Consider the following 15,127-nt stretch of genomic DNA (forward strand, 5'->3'; position numbering starts at 1 on the left):
AGTCGTCCGTTTTGAGCAGAGGAGGTACCGAACACCATGGCTGACCATCAGGATCTTCTGGCCCGGCGCTACCGCGTTATGGGCCATCATTCTCCACTGTTTTATGACAAGCCGCTGCAACTGGTGCGCGGTGAAGGTGTCTGGCTGTGGGACGCCGAAGGCAAGCGTTACCTGGATGTGTATAACAATGTGCCGCACGTGGGGCACTGTAACCCCCGCGTGGTTGAAGCGCTGAGCCGTCAGGCTTCCACACTCAACATCCACACCCGCTACCTGCACAACAACATCGTCGATTATCTGGAGCGTCTGACCGGCACCTTCAATCCGGGGCTGGAGATGGCGATGCTGACCTGCACCGGCAGCGAGGCCAACGAGCTGGCGCTGCGCATGGCGCGTTTCTGCACCGGTGGCCAGGGCATTATCGTCACCGACTTCGCTTATCACGGTAACACCGAAGCGGTGGCAGAGATCGGTACCGGTTTCATGCCGGAAGCGCGAACCACCAGGCGTGTTAAATCCTTCCCGATCCCCGACTCCTATCGTCCGTTGGATGGCTTGGCCGGTGAGGCTTTGGCCGATGCCTATGCCGACCGGGTACAGCAGGCAATTGATGAGTTTCATGCCGAGGGGATCAAGGTCGCCGGTATTCTGGTGTGCCCGGACTTTGCCAATGAAGGTTTGCTCAATGTGCCGACCGGTTTCCTGGAAAAGGCGGTGGCAAAAGTTCGCCAAGCAGGTGGTGTGTTCATTGCTGATGAAGTGCAGGCGGGCTTTGGCCGCAGTGGCAAGCACTTCTGGGCGCACCAGTGGTATGACGTCACGCCTGATATCGTGACGCTGGGCAAGCCCATGGGCAACGGTCATCCGCTGGCTGGTGTGGTGGCACGGCCTGACATGATTGAGGCCTTCAGCAAGGAGGCGATGTACTTCAACACCTTCGGTGGTACCCCGGTGTCCTGTGCCGTGGGCATGGCGGTACTGGATGCACTGGAGGAAGACAATCTCATGCAGAATGCGATCACCACGGGGGCCTATGTCACCGAGGGCCTGCGCAAGCTGCAGCAAAAGCATGAGCTGATCGGCGATGTGCGTGACCTGGGCCTGTTCTTTGGTGTAGAGCTGGTAACGGACCGCCACTCCAGGGCACCTGCCAAAGTCATGGCGCGCAGGGTGATCAACCTGATGCGCGATCAGGGCGTGCTGATCAGCACCATCGGTGTGCATGACGCAATTCTCAAGCTGCGCCCGCCCATGCCGTTTCAGATCGAGCACGCCGATATCCTGCTGCACACGCTGGACACTGTGCTGACTCAGGTTGCTGTTAAGGAGGTGGTGTGATGTCTTTTGATTCTCTGACCCCGGAACAGCAAATTGCACATCTGGAGGAACTGGCGAAAAAGTCACTGCGACACTGGGATCTGCAGGGCAGTGAGCTGGCGCTGGTGAAGTACCGCGAGAACGCGGTATACAAGGTGACGGCTCCGGACGGGGTGCGTTACGCCCTGCGTATTCACCGCCATGGCTATCATTCCGATGCTTCCCTGCGCTCTGAGCTGGTGTGGATGTCGGCGCTGAACGAGAGTGGCATTGCCGTACCTCAGGTGCTGCCGGCCACCGATGGGCGTCTGCTGGTCTCTGAAACCACCACTGCCATGGTTGAGCCGCGCAAGATCGATCTCTTTGCCTGGATCGATGGTGAGCCTCTGGGTACCGACAGTGAAGGGCTTGGGGACAATGCGGACCGCGTCACCGAACTCTATACCGACCTGGGACGCTCGGCCGCCGAGTTGCACAACCAGTCCAGCCAATGGGAGCTGCCTGAAGGCTTTGAGCGCCACGCCTGGGATCACGACGGCCTGGTGGGTGAACAGCCCTTCTGGGGGCGCTTCTGGGAGCTGGAGCTGCTGGATGCATCCCAGCGAACGCTGATGGAGCAGATACGTGACCGCATCAGTGATGAACTGTCCCGTTATGACCGTTCAGCCCAGAATTACAGTCTGATTCATGCCGACTTTGTGCCTGAAAACCTGATGGTGGATCAAGACGCCCTGCGCCTGATCGACTTCGACGATGCCGGCTTTGGCTGGCACCTGTTTGAGCTGGCCACAGCGCTCTACTTCATTCAGGAAGAGCCCTACTACCCTGCGGCCCGGCAGGCACTGATCGACGGCTACCGTCAGCAGCGCCCGTTGTCTGATGAGGATCTGGAGCATCTGGAACTGTTTCTGGCGGCGCGTGGTTGCACCTATCTGGGCTGGATTCGCAGCCGTCAGGAAACCGATACCGCCCGTGAGCTGGCGCCGGATTTGATTCGTCGTGCCTGCAGGCAGGCGGAGCGCTACCTGGCATCCTGCGACGAATGACCGGTAAGCGGGCATAAAAAAGGCTCCGCCCCTTGTTAAAGGGGGGAGCCAAGAGCAACATCTCCATAGCAGAGAAGTTAGGGGTGAGGGGTTACTTGGGCGCGTTGATGACCTGCAGCTGGGTATATTCCAGCAGTCCTTCCAGACCGAATTCCACGCCAACGCCGGACAGTTTGCAGCCGCCAAAAGGAATATGGGGCAGCACTTCTGCATGGTTGTTGATCCAGGCTGTGCCGCACTCCAACTGGCGAGCGATCTGCCCCGCCTGTTCGGTGTCTGAGCCCCAGACCGAGCCGCCCAGACCCACGCTGCAGTCGTTGGCCAATGCGATGGCCTGTTCCACATCCTGGTAGGCAATCACCGGCAGTACCGGGCCGAACTGTTCCTCGTCGACCAGGCGGGTACCGTTGCACACATCGGCAACAATGGTGGGTGGGTAAAAATAGCCTTTGTCCGCTGACGGGCTGCCGCCACAGAGGATACGTGCACCCTGGTTGCGGGCATCGTCCACCAGTTCGATCACCTGACGGTACTGGTTGGCGTTTTGAACGGGGCCAAAGGTGGTGGTGTCATCAAGGCCGTTGCCGACAACCTGCTGCTCGGCAAGCGTGGCCAGCTTCTGGCACACCGCCTCGTACTGGCTTTCGTGTACATAGAGTCGCTTCAGTGCCGCGCAAGTCTGACCCATGTTGATGAAGGCGCTGTTGAACAGACCTTCAGCGATGGCATCAACGTCGGAGCCGGGCAGCACGATGGCTGCGTCGTTGCCACCGAGTTCCAGTGTAAGACGTTTCAGTGTAGTGGCCGAGTTGACCAGGATACGCTGACCGGTTGGCGTCGAGCCCGTAAAAATGACCTTGTTGATATCGGCATGACCGCTGATGGCACTGCCGATCTCGGCTTCGCCCAGCACACTGTTGATTACGCCGGCAGGTAACACCTCATTCATGATCTCTACAAGACGCAGGGTATTCAGCGGTGTCATGCCCGAGGGTTTGCAGATCACGGTATTGCCGGTCCGCAGGGCTGGCATGATGTGCCAGATGGCGATCATCAGAGGCCAATTCCAGGGTGTGATAGACGCCACGACACCCAGCGGTTTGCGGTGGCCGATTACACGTTTGCTGTCGCTGTCTTCGAATACCTGTTCCGGAATCTCCAGGTCGGCGTTATAGCGCGTCCAGCCTGCCGCCGCACCCACTTCCATCTGCGCAAGTGCCAGGGGTTTGCCCTGTTCCTGCACGATGATACGGGCCAGTTCGTCGGCGTTGGCTTCGAGGCGGTCAGCAATTTGATGCAGCAAGCGGCTGCGCTCGGCGTCCGGGGTGTCACGCCATGCCGGGTAGGCGGCACGGGCGGCCGCGACGGCCTGATCCAGCTGGTCAACGCTGGCCATATTGCATTGGCAGATGGCGTCTTCGGTGGCCGGGTTGATCACCGAAAATGCCTCGCCATCCCCCGTCACCTGGATGCCATTAATAAGCATGGAGTTTGTCATTGTCATGGAGTGCATAGCTCTGAAATAAGACAGGAGCCCGGTAGGCTCCTGTTACAACCTTGGAAAAATGAGGCGCTTAGCAGATAGATTTTCGACAGCCTGTTAGAACGGAACGATCGCGATGACCTGTCCGTAGACATTGGTGTCGTCGCCACCGATCTGAGTGCCGTTGCTGCTGTCCGGCGTGTAGAAGCCAACCAGCGGGCTGATGATCAGGTTCGGAGTGACCACCCATTCCGCGTACAGGTCGATTTCCTGACCGTCCATGGCACCGCCAGCGGTGTCGCTGAAGTCAAAGAACAGCGCGCCCAGGCTCAGCATTTCGGTCGGTGAGGCTTTTACGCCCACGTGATGTACATCGGTACCGGAGTTGAACGGGCCGGCATAGTTGGCCGCCACTTCACCCTGGAACCAGGTGCCGTAGCCACGGTTGAAACCGAAGAACAGCGGGTCGAAGCCTTCGTCAAAGGAGGCGTAACGGTAGTTCACGCTCGGTGACCAGGGCACGTCAGCGAAGGTCCAGCCGGCTTCCATGTACCAGGCATCGGCATCCGGTGCAGAGTTATCGCCCTGATCCTGAGTGACGAACTCACCGGACAGGAACAGGTTTTCAACGCCGGCATTGCCCTGGTAGCGCAGGCTCAGGGTCTGCTGACCGTCACGGTTGGTGTAGCCGTAGTCTTCGTTGACATCCAGGCCTTCAATGAAGGCGGCACCGAAAGTACCTTCCGGCGTTACGTATTCGGCGTTGATACCGGCCAGCTCGGTCTCGGCCTGGGCACGGTTGTCCGATTCCAGCCAGAACAGGTCGGCACGCAGCCCTTCCGCACCACCGACACGTACAACTGCGGTACGGTCAAAGGCTTTACGCGCGGCCAGCCAGTAGGCGCCACCGCGGTTCATGTCAGTGCCGGCCAGTTTATCGATGGCATCACCGAAGTTGAGGGCATCACCATTGATCAGGAAGCCGTCGCCGATGGAAAAGTTCTGACGACCGAAAGAGATGTCCAGACCGTCCTGACCCAGCGCCGGGATGAGGCTGCCGGAACGCCAGCCCAGGTAAGCGTCTTCCAGATCGGTTTCAGATTCGTCACCGGAGGTGAAACCGCCGGCATCACCGTCGCCCCAGGTGGCGGAGCTGATCAGGTTCAGGCCACCGTAAACGCTGGCACCGGACTGATAGGCGTGGCTGCCGGACAGACCGTACTTGATGTAGCCTTCGCGCCAGTCGGAACCACCGGCTTCGCTCTTGGCACCCAGGTTGTAGTTTTCTTCACTGGTGAATACACCGAATACCGCTTCGATATCCAGATTCAGCTCGGAGCCCTTGTCACTGTACAGATTGTACGCAGAGGCTGAGCCTGAGACCGCTGCAATGGCAGAACCAAGCAAGACCGCAGATAGAGATGGTTTAAAGTTTTTGTTCATCCGATAGATCCTCGGTATTACGGTTTGGGGGTTTATATGCACTGATAGACGGAGTGAAGGGAAACCATCGACAGTACTCAAGGTATCTTAAAAAGGGGGACCAAAGGATCCCCAACAACCAAAGGGTGATTAGAGCTTAGTGAGGCCTTTGGCTAACCGTTGCAGGGCCAAACTCTGCCCTGTGAGGCGTGCGGGTACTGTTTGATGACCTGCACACCCGTGTTCATACCTTGCGCTGGCGCAGCTGACTCCAGGCGAAGACGCCGATGGACACCAGGATCATAATGAATAGCACCAAGCTGACCGGTCGCTGCAGAAAGATGGTCAGGTCGCCGCCGGCAACGCCCAGTGCCTGCTGGGTACGGGTGAGGAACAACGGCCCCAGTACCAGTCCCAGAATAATCGGCACGGCCGGAATCTGGTTGCGTCTCAGGACATAGCCAAAGATGGCAAACCCCAGGGCGATCAGGCAGTCGGAGAACTGGTAGTTCTGGCTGTAACTGCCGATGAAACCCAGCACCAGGATGAAAGCACCAATAAAGCGGCCGCGTACACGCGTCAGATTAACGATCCATTTAGTGGCAAAGGTGAGGTAGGTGAATACCACCACATTCATCAGCAGCAGGGAGATGTACAGGCCGGAGATGAATTCCGGACGCTCCACAAACAGGGTGGGGCCGGGAACATAGTTATGCACCATGAAGACGGCCAGCAGCATCGCCATCAGCGCATCTGCCGGAATACCAAACGCCAGCAGAGGTACCATCACGGAGGCGGTTACGGCGTTGTTGGAGGTCTCGGAGGCGATCAATCCTTCCGGGTTGCCGTCACCAAATTTTTCCGGGGTTTTGGAGAACTTCTGCGCAAGGGTGTAGGAGAAGAACTGTGAGCCGAACTCACCGACCCCCGGCAGCAGGCCCATCACCACGCCCAGCGCGGCAGAGCGCAGCACCGTCATCTTGTGTTTGAGCAGATCGATCACGCCGGAGAAGAATCCGCTGCCGGTCAGTTCGGTTTTTTGCGCATCGTTGCCACGCTGGGACAGGAGTACAAACGCCTGTGACATGGCAAACAGGCCAATTACGGCCGGTACCAGCGGAATACCGGAATAGAGCCAGCTCTGGCCAAAGGTGTATACCTGGGTGCTGTAGGACAGATCCAGCCCGACGGTGCCCAGGAAGATTCCCAGCCCCAGCATCATGGCGGCTTCCACCACATGCTTGCGGTGGGCGAGGACGACAAAGATCATGCCCAGGGCTGCCAGCATGGCGAACTCGGCGGAGCCGAACTTGCGCGCAATCTGGGACAGCGTGGGCGCCAGCATCACCAGCGAGAAGACGCTGATCAAACCGCCCACGAACGAGGAGGTGTAGGCGATGGACAGGGCGCGACGGGCTTCCCCGCGTTTGGCCATGGGGTAACCATCGTAGGTGGTTAACACCGCCACGGGGGTCCCGGGCGTATTCATCAAAATGGCTGGTATGGCCCCGCCGTACCAGGCGCCGCCGTAGACACCGAGCAGCAGGGATACACCGGGCAGGGGTTCCATGGCGAAGGTGATCGGCAGCAGAATCGCCATCACGCCGGCGGGCTCAAGCCCCGGAATGGAACCGATGGTGACGCCAATCAGGGCACCGATCACGATGGCCATGATGACGTCCAGCGTGGCCACTTCGTTAAGGCCTAATAGAATTGCATCCATGGTTATCGAATCTCTTAAAGGTAACTGTTGGCGAAATCAGCCATCGTGTCCGGCAGTAACGAGTACAGCCATACGTCCGGCAGCCACACGGATACCGCAACGCGAAAAATCAGCACCAGTACGATCAGCGTACCGATGGTGGCGAACAGCCAGGTACGGTTCATCAGCCGCGACAGCCACAGCAGCACCGTGACGAAAATGAACGTCGCGGGTACAAAGCCGATCAAGGACAGTGAGTGGATATAGATGTAAAACAGCACCGATGAGATTAGCGCTGTCCGGTAGCTGCCCAGGAGTTCAACCAGCGTTTCCAGCGGGTTCTGCTGGAACACGCGGGAACGCCAGCGATTGCCATGATCACGTGTCATCTGGAACACGCGATAGGCAGAAAAAATGGCCATAATGCCAAGGCCCAGCAGAGCGCCCATCATGGGCTGTGTGTACCATCCACGTTTGGTCTCGACCCAGGCCGCCTGATCTGGAATCAGGATCAAGAGCACCACGGATATGATGAGCAGAAGCCAGTAAATGTCGGCTTTGACTTGGGGTTCGTTGGACACGGTGAACGCTCTTTCAGGGTTAATCAAACTAGTCCTAGTCACTTCAAGGTAGCCCAGCGGCCCTAGTAAGGAGAGCCGCCGGGCGACAGGACTTACTTGTTCATGAACTCAAGCAGCTGCTTGGAGCTTTCAAAATCGTTGGCAACGACTTCTTTGGCAGCATCGCCTTCGATCCAGTAAATACCGGCACCTGTTGTCGCACTCAGGTCCTGCACCTTGTCGGACTTGAGGGCCGCCTGGGCAATTTCTGCAAGCTTGGCTTTAACCTCATCAGACGTACCTTTTTTAACGAACAGGCCGTTCCAGGTGGTCTGGGTGATGCCGGTCTGCTCAGCCAGCGTCGGAATTTCCGGCGCGATGGACAGGCGGTCACGGGTGATGGAGGTCAGCAGCTTCACTTCGCCGGACTTCAGGCAGGACAGGATCAGCTGAGTAGTGGTGTTGATGATGTCGGCATCGCCGGTTGCCAGCGTGGCACAGTTGTTCACGTCAAAGGCGGAATCGGATGCGATCTTGATGCCTTCCATTTCAGCCGCTTTGAACGTGATAGCGGTCGGCAGTGCCTGGTAGCCGAAGTGGCCCAGAGACACATCGTTTTTCTGGGAGTAGTCAGCCAGTTCCTGCAGGTTGTTGTAGGGTGCGTCGGCTTTGGTGGCCAGCACGAACGGGTAATCCAGGAAGATGCCGACCGGCTCAAAGGTATCCGCGCTGTACGGTGCATTACCGGAGTGGATATGGGTGGTCAGAATATCCGCGACAAATGAGCCAACGGTCTGGCCATCAGGACGTGCCTGGGATACATCCAGTGCACCCACGATACCGCCACCGCCGGGCTTGTTGATAACAGACGCTGGCGTACCGGTTACGTCGGTCATCTCTTCGGCAATCATGCGGGTGATGATGTCTTCCAGGTCACCTGGAGGCCAGGGGACGATGAATTTAACCGGGCGCTCAGGGTACTCCGCCACGGCGGTGGCGCTGAACATCAGGGGTGAGACGGCCAGTGTAGCGATGGACAGAAGTTTTGTTAGTTTTTTCATGGTTTCCCTCGTATTTGGCAAGGTTCTCTAATCCACCTGCTCAGTCCCGCAACGGAACGATAAGCACAGGAATGTCTGTCTGGTGAATGGCTTTTTGGGTTGTTGAGCCCAGGAAAATGCGGGATGCGGCAGAGCCGCCGCGGTCCCCCATCACAATCAGATCGGCCTGCCGTTCCCTGGCCACTTTTACGATCACCTGGTCGGGTTGTCCGATTTCAACCTCGATCTCAGGGGCTTCAGCCAACTGGATCTCCGTTGGAATTTCACAGTCCATGAAGGCTGAAATGCGTTGCTGAATCTTGTTGCGATACTGGTCCATCAGCTGTTGGGTATGGTTGAACTGCGCCTGCGACAGCAGGTAGTCGTGCACCATTTCATCAGCTTCCGTGCTCAAGGGCTGGATGGCGTGCAGAAAGATAATGTGAGCGTTGTGTTTAACCGCCTGCTCAACAGCCATGCGAAACGCCGGGCGGCTGCCTTCGGTAATATCCGATGCGTAGATGATGGTTTTTACAGTCGGCAGCATGGCATTCAGCCCTCTTGGTACTTGGATTCAGCTTGATTACACATTCATTGCAGTTGCCCGGATATCGACCAGATGGTTGATACCCGGCATGCGCTGTTTCATAACCGCCCGAACCGGTAGGGCGTCGGGTCGATCAGGGGAGCATCCCCCGCGACCAGGTCCGCTGCCAGCTGGCCGGCAGCCGGTCCGGTACCAAAGCCGTGCCCGGAGAAGCCGGTGGCGATGGTCAGGCCAGGGATCGATTCAATGTGGTCGATCACCGGGTTGGAATCCGGGGTCACATCCAGCAAACCCGCCCAGGCTTCTTCAATTTGTGCTTCATCGAACGCCGGCCAGGCTGCCTTGAGGTTGTTCAGGGCGTCCTGATTCAGGCGCATGTTGGGTGCAGGGTCATTGGTGCGCACCTGCTCAAACGGCGTCACCTGGGTCGATTTCCAGCGGCGCTTCATCGCCAGGTCGCGGAAGAAGGGTTTGCCAAAGCCGATGTTGAGGAAACTGCGCTGGGTACGCAGCTGATCGAGATAACGGTGGCCCACCAGCAGGTGATCAAGCATGAAGGGCGCATCCAGCTTACCGCGCTGGGTAATAATGTAGCCGCCATCCTGGTGTTTGCGGAAGGAGAAGTTCGGTCCGCCAACCGCTGTATCGGTCGGGCCTTGCATGGGTTTGGTGCGCAGCACCGAACAGATCAGCGGCAGGGTCGGCAGGGACACACCCAGATTGCCGAGGAAACGGCGCGACCAGGCACCGCCTGCCAGCAGCACCTGCTCGCACTTGATTTCGCCCTTCTCGGTCACGACGCCTGACACCTTGCCGCCAGAGCGGGACAGGGTACGCACGGCGCAGTGCTGAATCAGCGTGGCGCCTTTTTTGACGGCGGCCTCTGCCATGGCGCTGGTGGCCAGGGCCGGTTCGGCGTAACCATCAGACGGGGTATGAATGCCGCCAACCCAGTCGCCCTTGCCACCGGGAACCAGACGGTCAATCTCCGTCGGGGACAGCAGTTTGGAATCCAGTGACAGTGGCGCGACCGACTTGTGCCAGTCCTCATGCATGGCCATCTGTTCCTCGGTTTTGGCCAGGAACAGGATGCCGGCTTCACGGTAGCCGACGCTGCGGCCGACGCGCTCTGGCATATCTTTCCATAGCCGGTCGGCGGCCTGTGCCATGGGCACATCCGCTGCATGACGGCTGGTTTTGCGAATCCAGCCAAGGTTGCGAGATGACTGTTCACCGGCAATGTGTCCCTTTTCCAGCAATACCACCGGGATATTGCGTTCCGCCAGGGACAGGGCAGCCGCGACGCCAACGATGCCGCCGCCAATCACCACTACCTGGGTGGAGGAGGGGAGCTCATCAGCGGTCACAACGGGTTCCAGTTTCTTGGTCATATCAGTTTTCCTTGGCTGTGGTAGCGGAGCCGGGTCGTCGGCCCCGCTCCAAAGCGATTTATTGCGCGATGGTGATCTCTTCAACGTCAGCGTCTGCTGCGCCACGGTAAGCCGTGACTTCCAGCTCGACCTTGTAGACGGTTGAGCCCAGCGGCGGGCAGGTCACGGTAGTGGCCGGATTCACGCCACGGAATTTGGTGCCGATGAACTCCATCACCTTGGGGGTGTCTTCCGGGTTCTGGATAAACACGCGGGACATGACAACGTCGGCCAGTGATGAATCAACTGCGGCCAGTGCACGCTCGATGTTCTTGAATACCTGTTCGGTCTGCTCGATCACGTCTTCCGGAATTTCCTGAGTATCCGGGTTACGGCCAGCGGTGTTGGATACATTGATCCAGTTATCCACGGCCACTACGCGGGAGTAGCTGGCGATCTCTTCAAACTTGGAACCGGTTTTTACTTTTACAATCTTGGTCATGGCTATAACTCTGATAAATGTGGGGGGCAGAGCGGGCCGGCCGTGTTGGAGCGGCCCACAGAATAAGATTCAAATCAGCGCAGTGCCGGGGTATCCCAGAGGTTCAGCTTGACGCCAATCCCTTTCTCCAGCGCGTTCTGGTAGATGCGGGTGGCCCAGGCCACGTCTTCCACCGGCATGCCGCCAACCGACATGATGATGATCTCGTCATCGTTCTGACGCGCCGGGGTGTCGCCGGCGACGATAGCGCCCAGGTCTTCCAGCTCATCCTTGGACATGAGTCCGTCTGCGATCATGTCCATGAAGCGCATGCCGATAAGCGGAATCACGTTGTGAGCCGGCTTGGGTACTTCTTCATACCAGGCTTCGTACAGGCCGATGCTGTCCATTACCTTACGTACACCAGCGCCGCTCATGCCGTCGTCCAGCATGCAGCTGGCGGGCATGGCCAGGTACGCACCCGGTTTGACCCATTCGCGCTTGACGATCGGGTACTTGGAGGGGTCACCCACCTCACCGGAGTTGCAGTAGGTGACGATGTCGGCATCACGGACCACGTCTTCGTCGCTGTCCACGACTTTCACGTTGGTGATCTGCGGATACTCCTCCTTGATCCAGGCGAGGAAGCTTTCCAGGTTCGCCTTGCCACGGCCTTTTACCTTGATGGTGTCGATGTTCGGGCGCGCGGCCATGAAGGAGGCAACTGAGGTTTTACCCATCACGCCTGGGCCCAGCAGACCGATCACCTTGGCATCCTTGCGTGCCAGGTAACGTGCACCGACACCCGGAATGGCACCGGTGCGGTAGGCGGACAGCAGGTTCGCGGACATGTACGCCAGTGGTGCGCCGGTATCGATGTCATTGAGGATGAACATCAGGATTGAACGGGGCAGGCCCTTTTCGCGGTTGGCAATGTTGGAGCCGTACCACTTCACGCCGCAGGTCTGGAAATCACCACCGAGGTAGGCCGGCATCGCCATCAGGCGGCGGTCTGCTGTCGGTTTGGGCATGGTCGGGAAGGGCGATTCTTCCGGAAAGGTGATCATGGCACCATGGGAATCACTGTTGGGGCCGGCCATGCGGTAATCACCTTTGTGGAGCAGAACAAACATCTCCTCCATGGTATCCACGCAAGCAGACATGTCGGTCACACCCGCTTCAATCATGTCCGGCTCGGACAGGTAAATAAAATCGATCTTGGTATTTTCGGACATTGCATCACCTGTATACGTTGGGCGCTGTCCCCGATTTCGGTGCCGGTGCTCTGGAGCCCAGACGTGAAAAGTACCGGGGGGATGGCAGCTATCCTTTTCGATGCTAGCGAGCGGTTTTCAGTCCGTATTGAATTTTTGCGACAGGGATATGAAAAAATAGTTAATATATTATTGGAACGGATATTGCTTAGTACTTTTGGAATGCGTCCAAAATGGTACTTAGCATGTTAAGTGTTTCCGATGGTAACAATGTTACCGCTTCAGCCGGTAACAAAACGGTCACAAGCTACTCAGAGCAGCCCTGGTTTGTCCTGAGTGCGGCCAGGCATTATGACCTGCATATGTCTCAGGACCCGGCAATTTCGCACTTTTACAGCTTTGAAGCCGACCAGTCTGAAGGCCTGACGTTCGCCATACCGGATGGCTGCGTCGATATCCTGTTTGACTGTGATGACGCCAGACCGGATGCCCAGGTGTGCGGCTCTCCGCTTGAAGCACGTCATGCGGTGCTCAAGCACAAGCACAGTTATTTCGGCGTGCGCTTTGCCATGGGCGTAGTCCCTGATTTTCTTGATGTTTCAGCGGAAGAGCTGGTGAATCATGAATATGGCTTGCTGGAAACGGTGCCCGGTTTTGAACCCTTCTTCGAGCAAATTGTGGGTGATTCGACTTTTTCCAGTCAGGTTGAGTTATTCAATCGTTTTTATTCAGGGAAAATGCCCAGAAAAACCTCGGATACCACTTTAAAAGCGGTGCATGCAATTTGTCAGCAGAAAGGGGATATTCGCATCAAGGAACTGGAAAACCTGACTGGTTACAGCAGCCGTACATTGCAACGCCAGTTCCAGGCCGATATGGGCATGTCACCCAAGGCGTTCAGCCGTATTGTGCGCTGCCAGTCAGCCGTGCATGAAATAAATCATCAGAGCAGTATCGTGTTTTCCGAGTTGGCATCGGATCTTGGTTTCAGTGATCAGCCGCACTTTCTGCGTGAATTCAAAAAGCTGGTTTCGACAACGCCGATGAACTATCAGCGGCGGGTTCAACAGAGTGATTACCTGCATCGAATTCGGTATGCGTGACCTGAAACAGGGCAAAACCTGGTATTTGGCATCATCCTGGTGCGGTTTTTCATAAAGCACATGTGTAAAAAAGGCCGGATATCTCAGATATCCGGCCTTTTCGTTCAGATTAATACCCGCTGACCCAGTCCGGCAGGATGATGTTGTTGTCCTGACGGTACTCTTCCCACAGAGCCAGCATCTCGGCCAGTTTCTCCGGCTCGGATGCGCTCAGGTCCTGACTTTCACCCAAGTCTGTGCTCAGGTTGAACAGCTGGACTTCACCTTCACTGTAGGGTTTGGGCACCATGACCAGTTTCCAGTCACCCTGACGGACAAAGTACTTGCCGAACAGCTCTCCGCCCAAAACCCGGTCAGGATCTGCAGCTTCACCCTTGAGGATGGCAACGGCGGACTGGCCGGTAATGGGTTTGACGGCCTGCCCCTTGTATTCACCCTCCGGTGCTTGAATGCCGGTCATCTCCAGCAGAGTTGGGGTAATGTCACGCACCGATACCAGACTGTTGGTAATGGCGCCTTCCTTCAGGCCGGCAGCCTTGATGATGCCAGTGGTGCGGGTGCCGCCTTCGGTGGGGAAGCCCTTGTGCAGTTTGAATGTAGGAGCGCCTGCCCAGGCCCAGTTGGGGCCATAGAGGGTATAGGAGCCGGGGCGTCCCATCTGCTCGTAACTGAAGTCGTTGCTCTCGTCGATCACCTTGCGGATTTTCGGGAACTGGTCGGCCGGCCAGGTTTCGTCCAGATCGTGGCCTTCAGCGCCGTTGTCGGAAATGAACATGACGATGGTGTTGTCGTAGAGCCCCTGCTGCTTCAGGTAATCAAATACACGGCCGGTGTGCGCATCCATTTCATCGACCATGGCGGCATAGATTTCCATGGCACGGGCTTCAACCTTTTGCTGCTCCGGGCTCAGGCTGTCCCAGGGCTGGCCCTTGGGTGGTCGCGGTGCGCCCTCGGCATTGGCCGGAACCAGCCCCATTTCCTTCTGTCGTGCCAGGCGGTCGGCAAAGATCTGATCGTAGCCCTGATCGTAGCGGCCACGGTATTTCTCAATGGCTTCATCAGGCGCTTGCAGTGGCCAGTGGGGTGCGGTGTAGCTGAGCATGCCAAAGAAGGGCGCGCCGTTCTCGCGGTCCGACTCGATATATTCGATCATCTTGTCAGCGTAGAACTGGGACGAGTATTTGAAGCTGTCCGGCAGTTGGGTCAGCAACTGGCCATCTTCCACATAGGGGGCCTTGGCATCCGGTGTGGGTGCGTAGGCCGGTCGCATGTCAGGCCAATGGCTGGCGCCACCGACCAGCAGGCTGAAGGAGTGCTCAAAGCCGCGGGCATCTGGCGTTGTGCCTTCGCCGCGCCCCAGGTGCCACTTGCCGGACAGGTAGGTGTTGTAGCCCGCGTCCTGCAGCAGCTTGGTCACGGGGACCGCGCTGTCATTCAGATAGCCCTCATAGCCGGGTTTGCCCTGCTGGTTGGGGGCCGTTTCTTCAGCCATGTTGCCAAGGCCCACCTGGTGCGGGTCCAGGCCTGTCAGCAATGCCGCTCGGGTGGGGGAACAGGCGGGTTCGGCATGGAAGTTGGTCATGCGCACGCCTTCGCTGGCGAGTGCATCCAGATGAGGGGTTTCGATTTCACCGCCGTAGCTGCCCAAATCGGCAAAGCCCATATCGTCAGCGACGATGAGCAGAATATTGGGACGTTCGGGGTCGGTTGATGCAGCAAACGCAGTGCTGCAAGTCACGGCTGTTGCCAGCGCAATAGAAGTTGCCAGCGCCTGCTTGCCAAAGGAGGTCGGTTTCATGGGTCGAGATCCTGCCAGTCTTTTTGTCGTTATGAGTGCCGGGG

General features: G+C 57.8%; 13 protein-coding genes. 3 read left to right on the plus strand and 10 right to left on the minus strand.

Features of this window, described 5'->3' with window-relative positions:
• Positions 1-36: 36 nt before the first annotated feature.
• Together BW956_RS13015 and BW956_RS13020 are read left to right on the plus strand one after the other, a co-directional pair.
• The gene (locus BW956_RS13015) at positions 37-1,338 is read left to right on the plus strand and encodes an aspartate aminotransferase family protein (RefSeq protein ID WP_076463095.1); all 1,302 of its coding nucleotides are present in this window, start codon (positions 37-39) and stop codon (positions 1,336-1,338) included.
• Positions 1,338-2,363, plus strand: coding sequence for a phosphotransferase enzyme family protein (locus tag BW956_RS13020; RefSeq protein ID WP_076463096.1), 1,026 nt, complete (start codon positions 1,338-1,340; stop codon positions 2,361-2,363). The genes BW956_RS13015 and BW956_RS13020 overlap by 1 nt, the downstream gene beginning before the upstream one ends.
• A gap of 91 nt (positions 2,364-2,454) precedes the next feature.
• Here the strand turns inward: BW956_RS13020 and BW956_RS13025 are convergent, their stop codons facing one another.
• The 9 genes from BW956_RS13025 to BW956_RS13065 all read right to left on the minus strand — a co-directional run bounded on the left by BW956_RS13025 (position 2,455) and on the right by BW956_RS13065 (position 12,203).
• On the minus strand, positions 2,455-3,867 hold the full coding sequence (locus BW956_RS13025; protein ID WP_076463192.1) for an aldehyde dehydrogenase family protein: 1,413 nt from the start codon (positions 3,865-3,867) through the stop codon (positions 2,455-2,457).
• Between the two features lie 96 nt (positions 3,868-3,963).
• Positions 3,964-5,289, minus strand: coding sequence for an alginate export family protein (locus BW956_RS13030; RefSeq protein WP_076463097.1), 1,326 nt, complete (start codon positions 5,287-5,289; stop codon positions 3,964-3,966).
• Between the two features lie 223 nt (positions 5,290-5,512).
• Positions 5,513-6,991: a tripartite tricarboxylate transporter permease gene (locus BW956_RS13035; protein ID WP_076463098.1), complete on the minus strand. Its 1,479-nt coding sequence runs from the start codon at positions 6,989-6,991 to the stop codon at positions 5,513-5,515.
• Between the two features lie 14 nt (positions 6,992-7,005).
• Positions 7,006-7,551 (minus strand): hypothetical protein, encoded by a 546-nt coding sequence (locus BW956_RS13040; protein ID WP_076463099.1) that lies wholly within the window; start codon positions 7,549-7,551, stop codon positions 7,006-7,008.
• 92 nt (positions 7,552-7,643) lie between these two features.
• Positions 7,644-8,591: a tripartite tricarboxylate transporter substrate binding protein gene (locus BW956_RS13045; protein ID WP_076463100.1), complete on the minus strand. Its 948-nt coding sequence runs from the start codon at positions 8,589-8,591 to the stop codon at positions 7,644-7,646.
• 40 nt (positions 8,592-8,631) lie between these two features.
• The gene (locus BW956_RS13050) at positions 8,632-9,117 is read right to left on the minus strand and encodes a universal stress protein (RefSeq protein ID WP_076463101.1); all 486 of its coding nucleotides are present in this window, start codon (positions 9,115-9,117) and stop codon (positions 8,632-8,634) included.
• Positions 9,118-9,215: 98 nt separating this feature from the next.
• Entirely contained in the window at positions 9,216-10,508 is a 1,293-nt protein-coding gene (locus BW956_RS13055; RefSeq protein WP_076463102.1) for an NAD(P)/FAD-dependent oxidoreductase, read from the minus strand.
• 58 nt (positions 10,509-10,566) lie between these two features.
• Positions 10,567-10,989: a RidA family protein gene (locus BW956_RS13060; RefSeq protein WP_076463103.1), complete on the minus strand. Its 423-nt coding sequence runs from the start codon at positions 10,987-10,989 to the stop codon at positions 10,567-10,569.
• Positions 10,990-11,063: 74 nt separating this feature from the next.
• Complete coding sequence (locus tag BW956_RS13065) at positions 11,064-12,203, minus strand: ornithine cyclodeaminase family protein (RefSeq protein ID WP_076463104.1); 1,140 nt, start codon at positions 12,201-12,203, stop codon at positions 11,064-11,066.
• Between the two features lie 224 nt (positions 12,204-12,427).
• On the opposite strand from BW956_RS13065, the gene BW956_RS13070 reads away from it, so the two are divergent.
• Positions 12,428-13,285, plus strand: coding sequence for an AraC family transcriptional regulator (locus BW956_RS13070; protein ID WP_076463105.1), 858 nt, complete (start codon positions 12,428-12,430; stop codon positions 13,283-13,285).
• A gap of 109 nt (positions 13,286-13,394) precedes the next feature.
• Here the strand turns inward: BW956_RS13070 and BW956_RS13075 are convergent, their stop codons facing one another.
• Positions 13,395-15,083 (minus strand): arylsulfatase, encoded by a 1,689-nt coding sequence (locus tag BW956_RS13075; protein WP_076463106.1) that lies wholly within the window; start codon positions 15,081-15,083, stop codon positions 13,395-13,397.
• Positions 15,084-15,127 lie beyond the last annotated feature (44 nt).

The sequence above is a fragment of the Marinobacterium stanieri genome (assembly GCF_900155945.1).
Classification (GTDB): domain Bacteria; phylum Pseudomonadota; class Gammaproteobacteria; order Pseudomonadales; family Balneatricaceae; genus Marinobacterium; species Marinobacterium stanieri.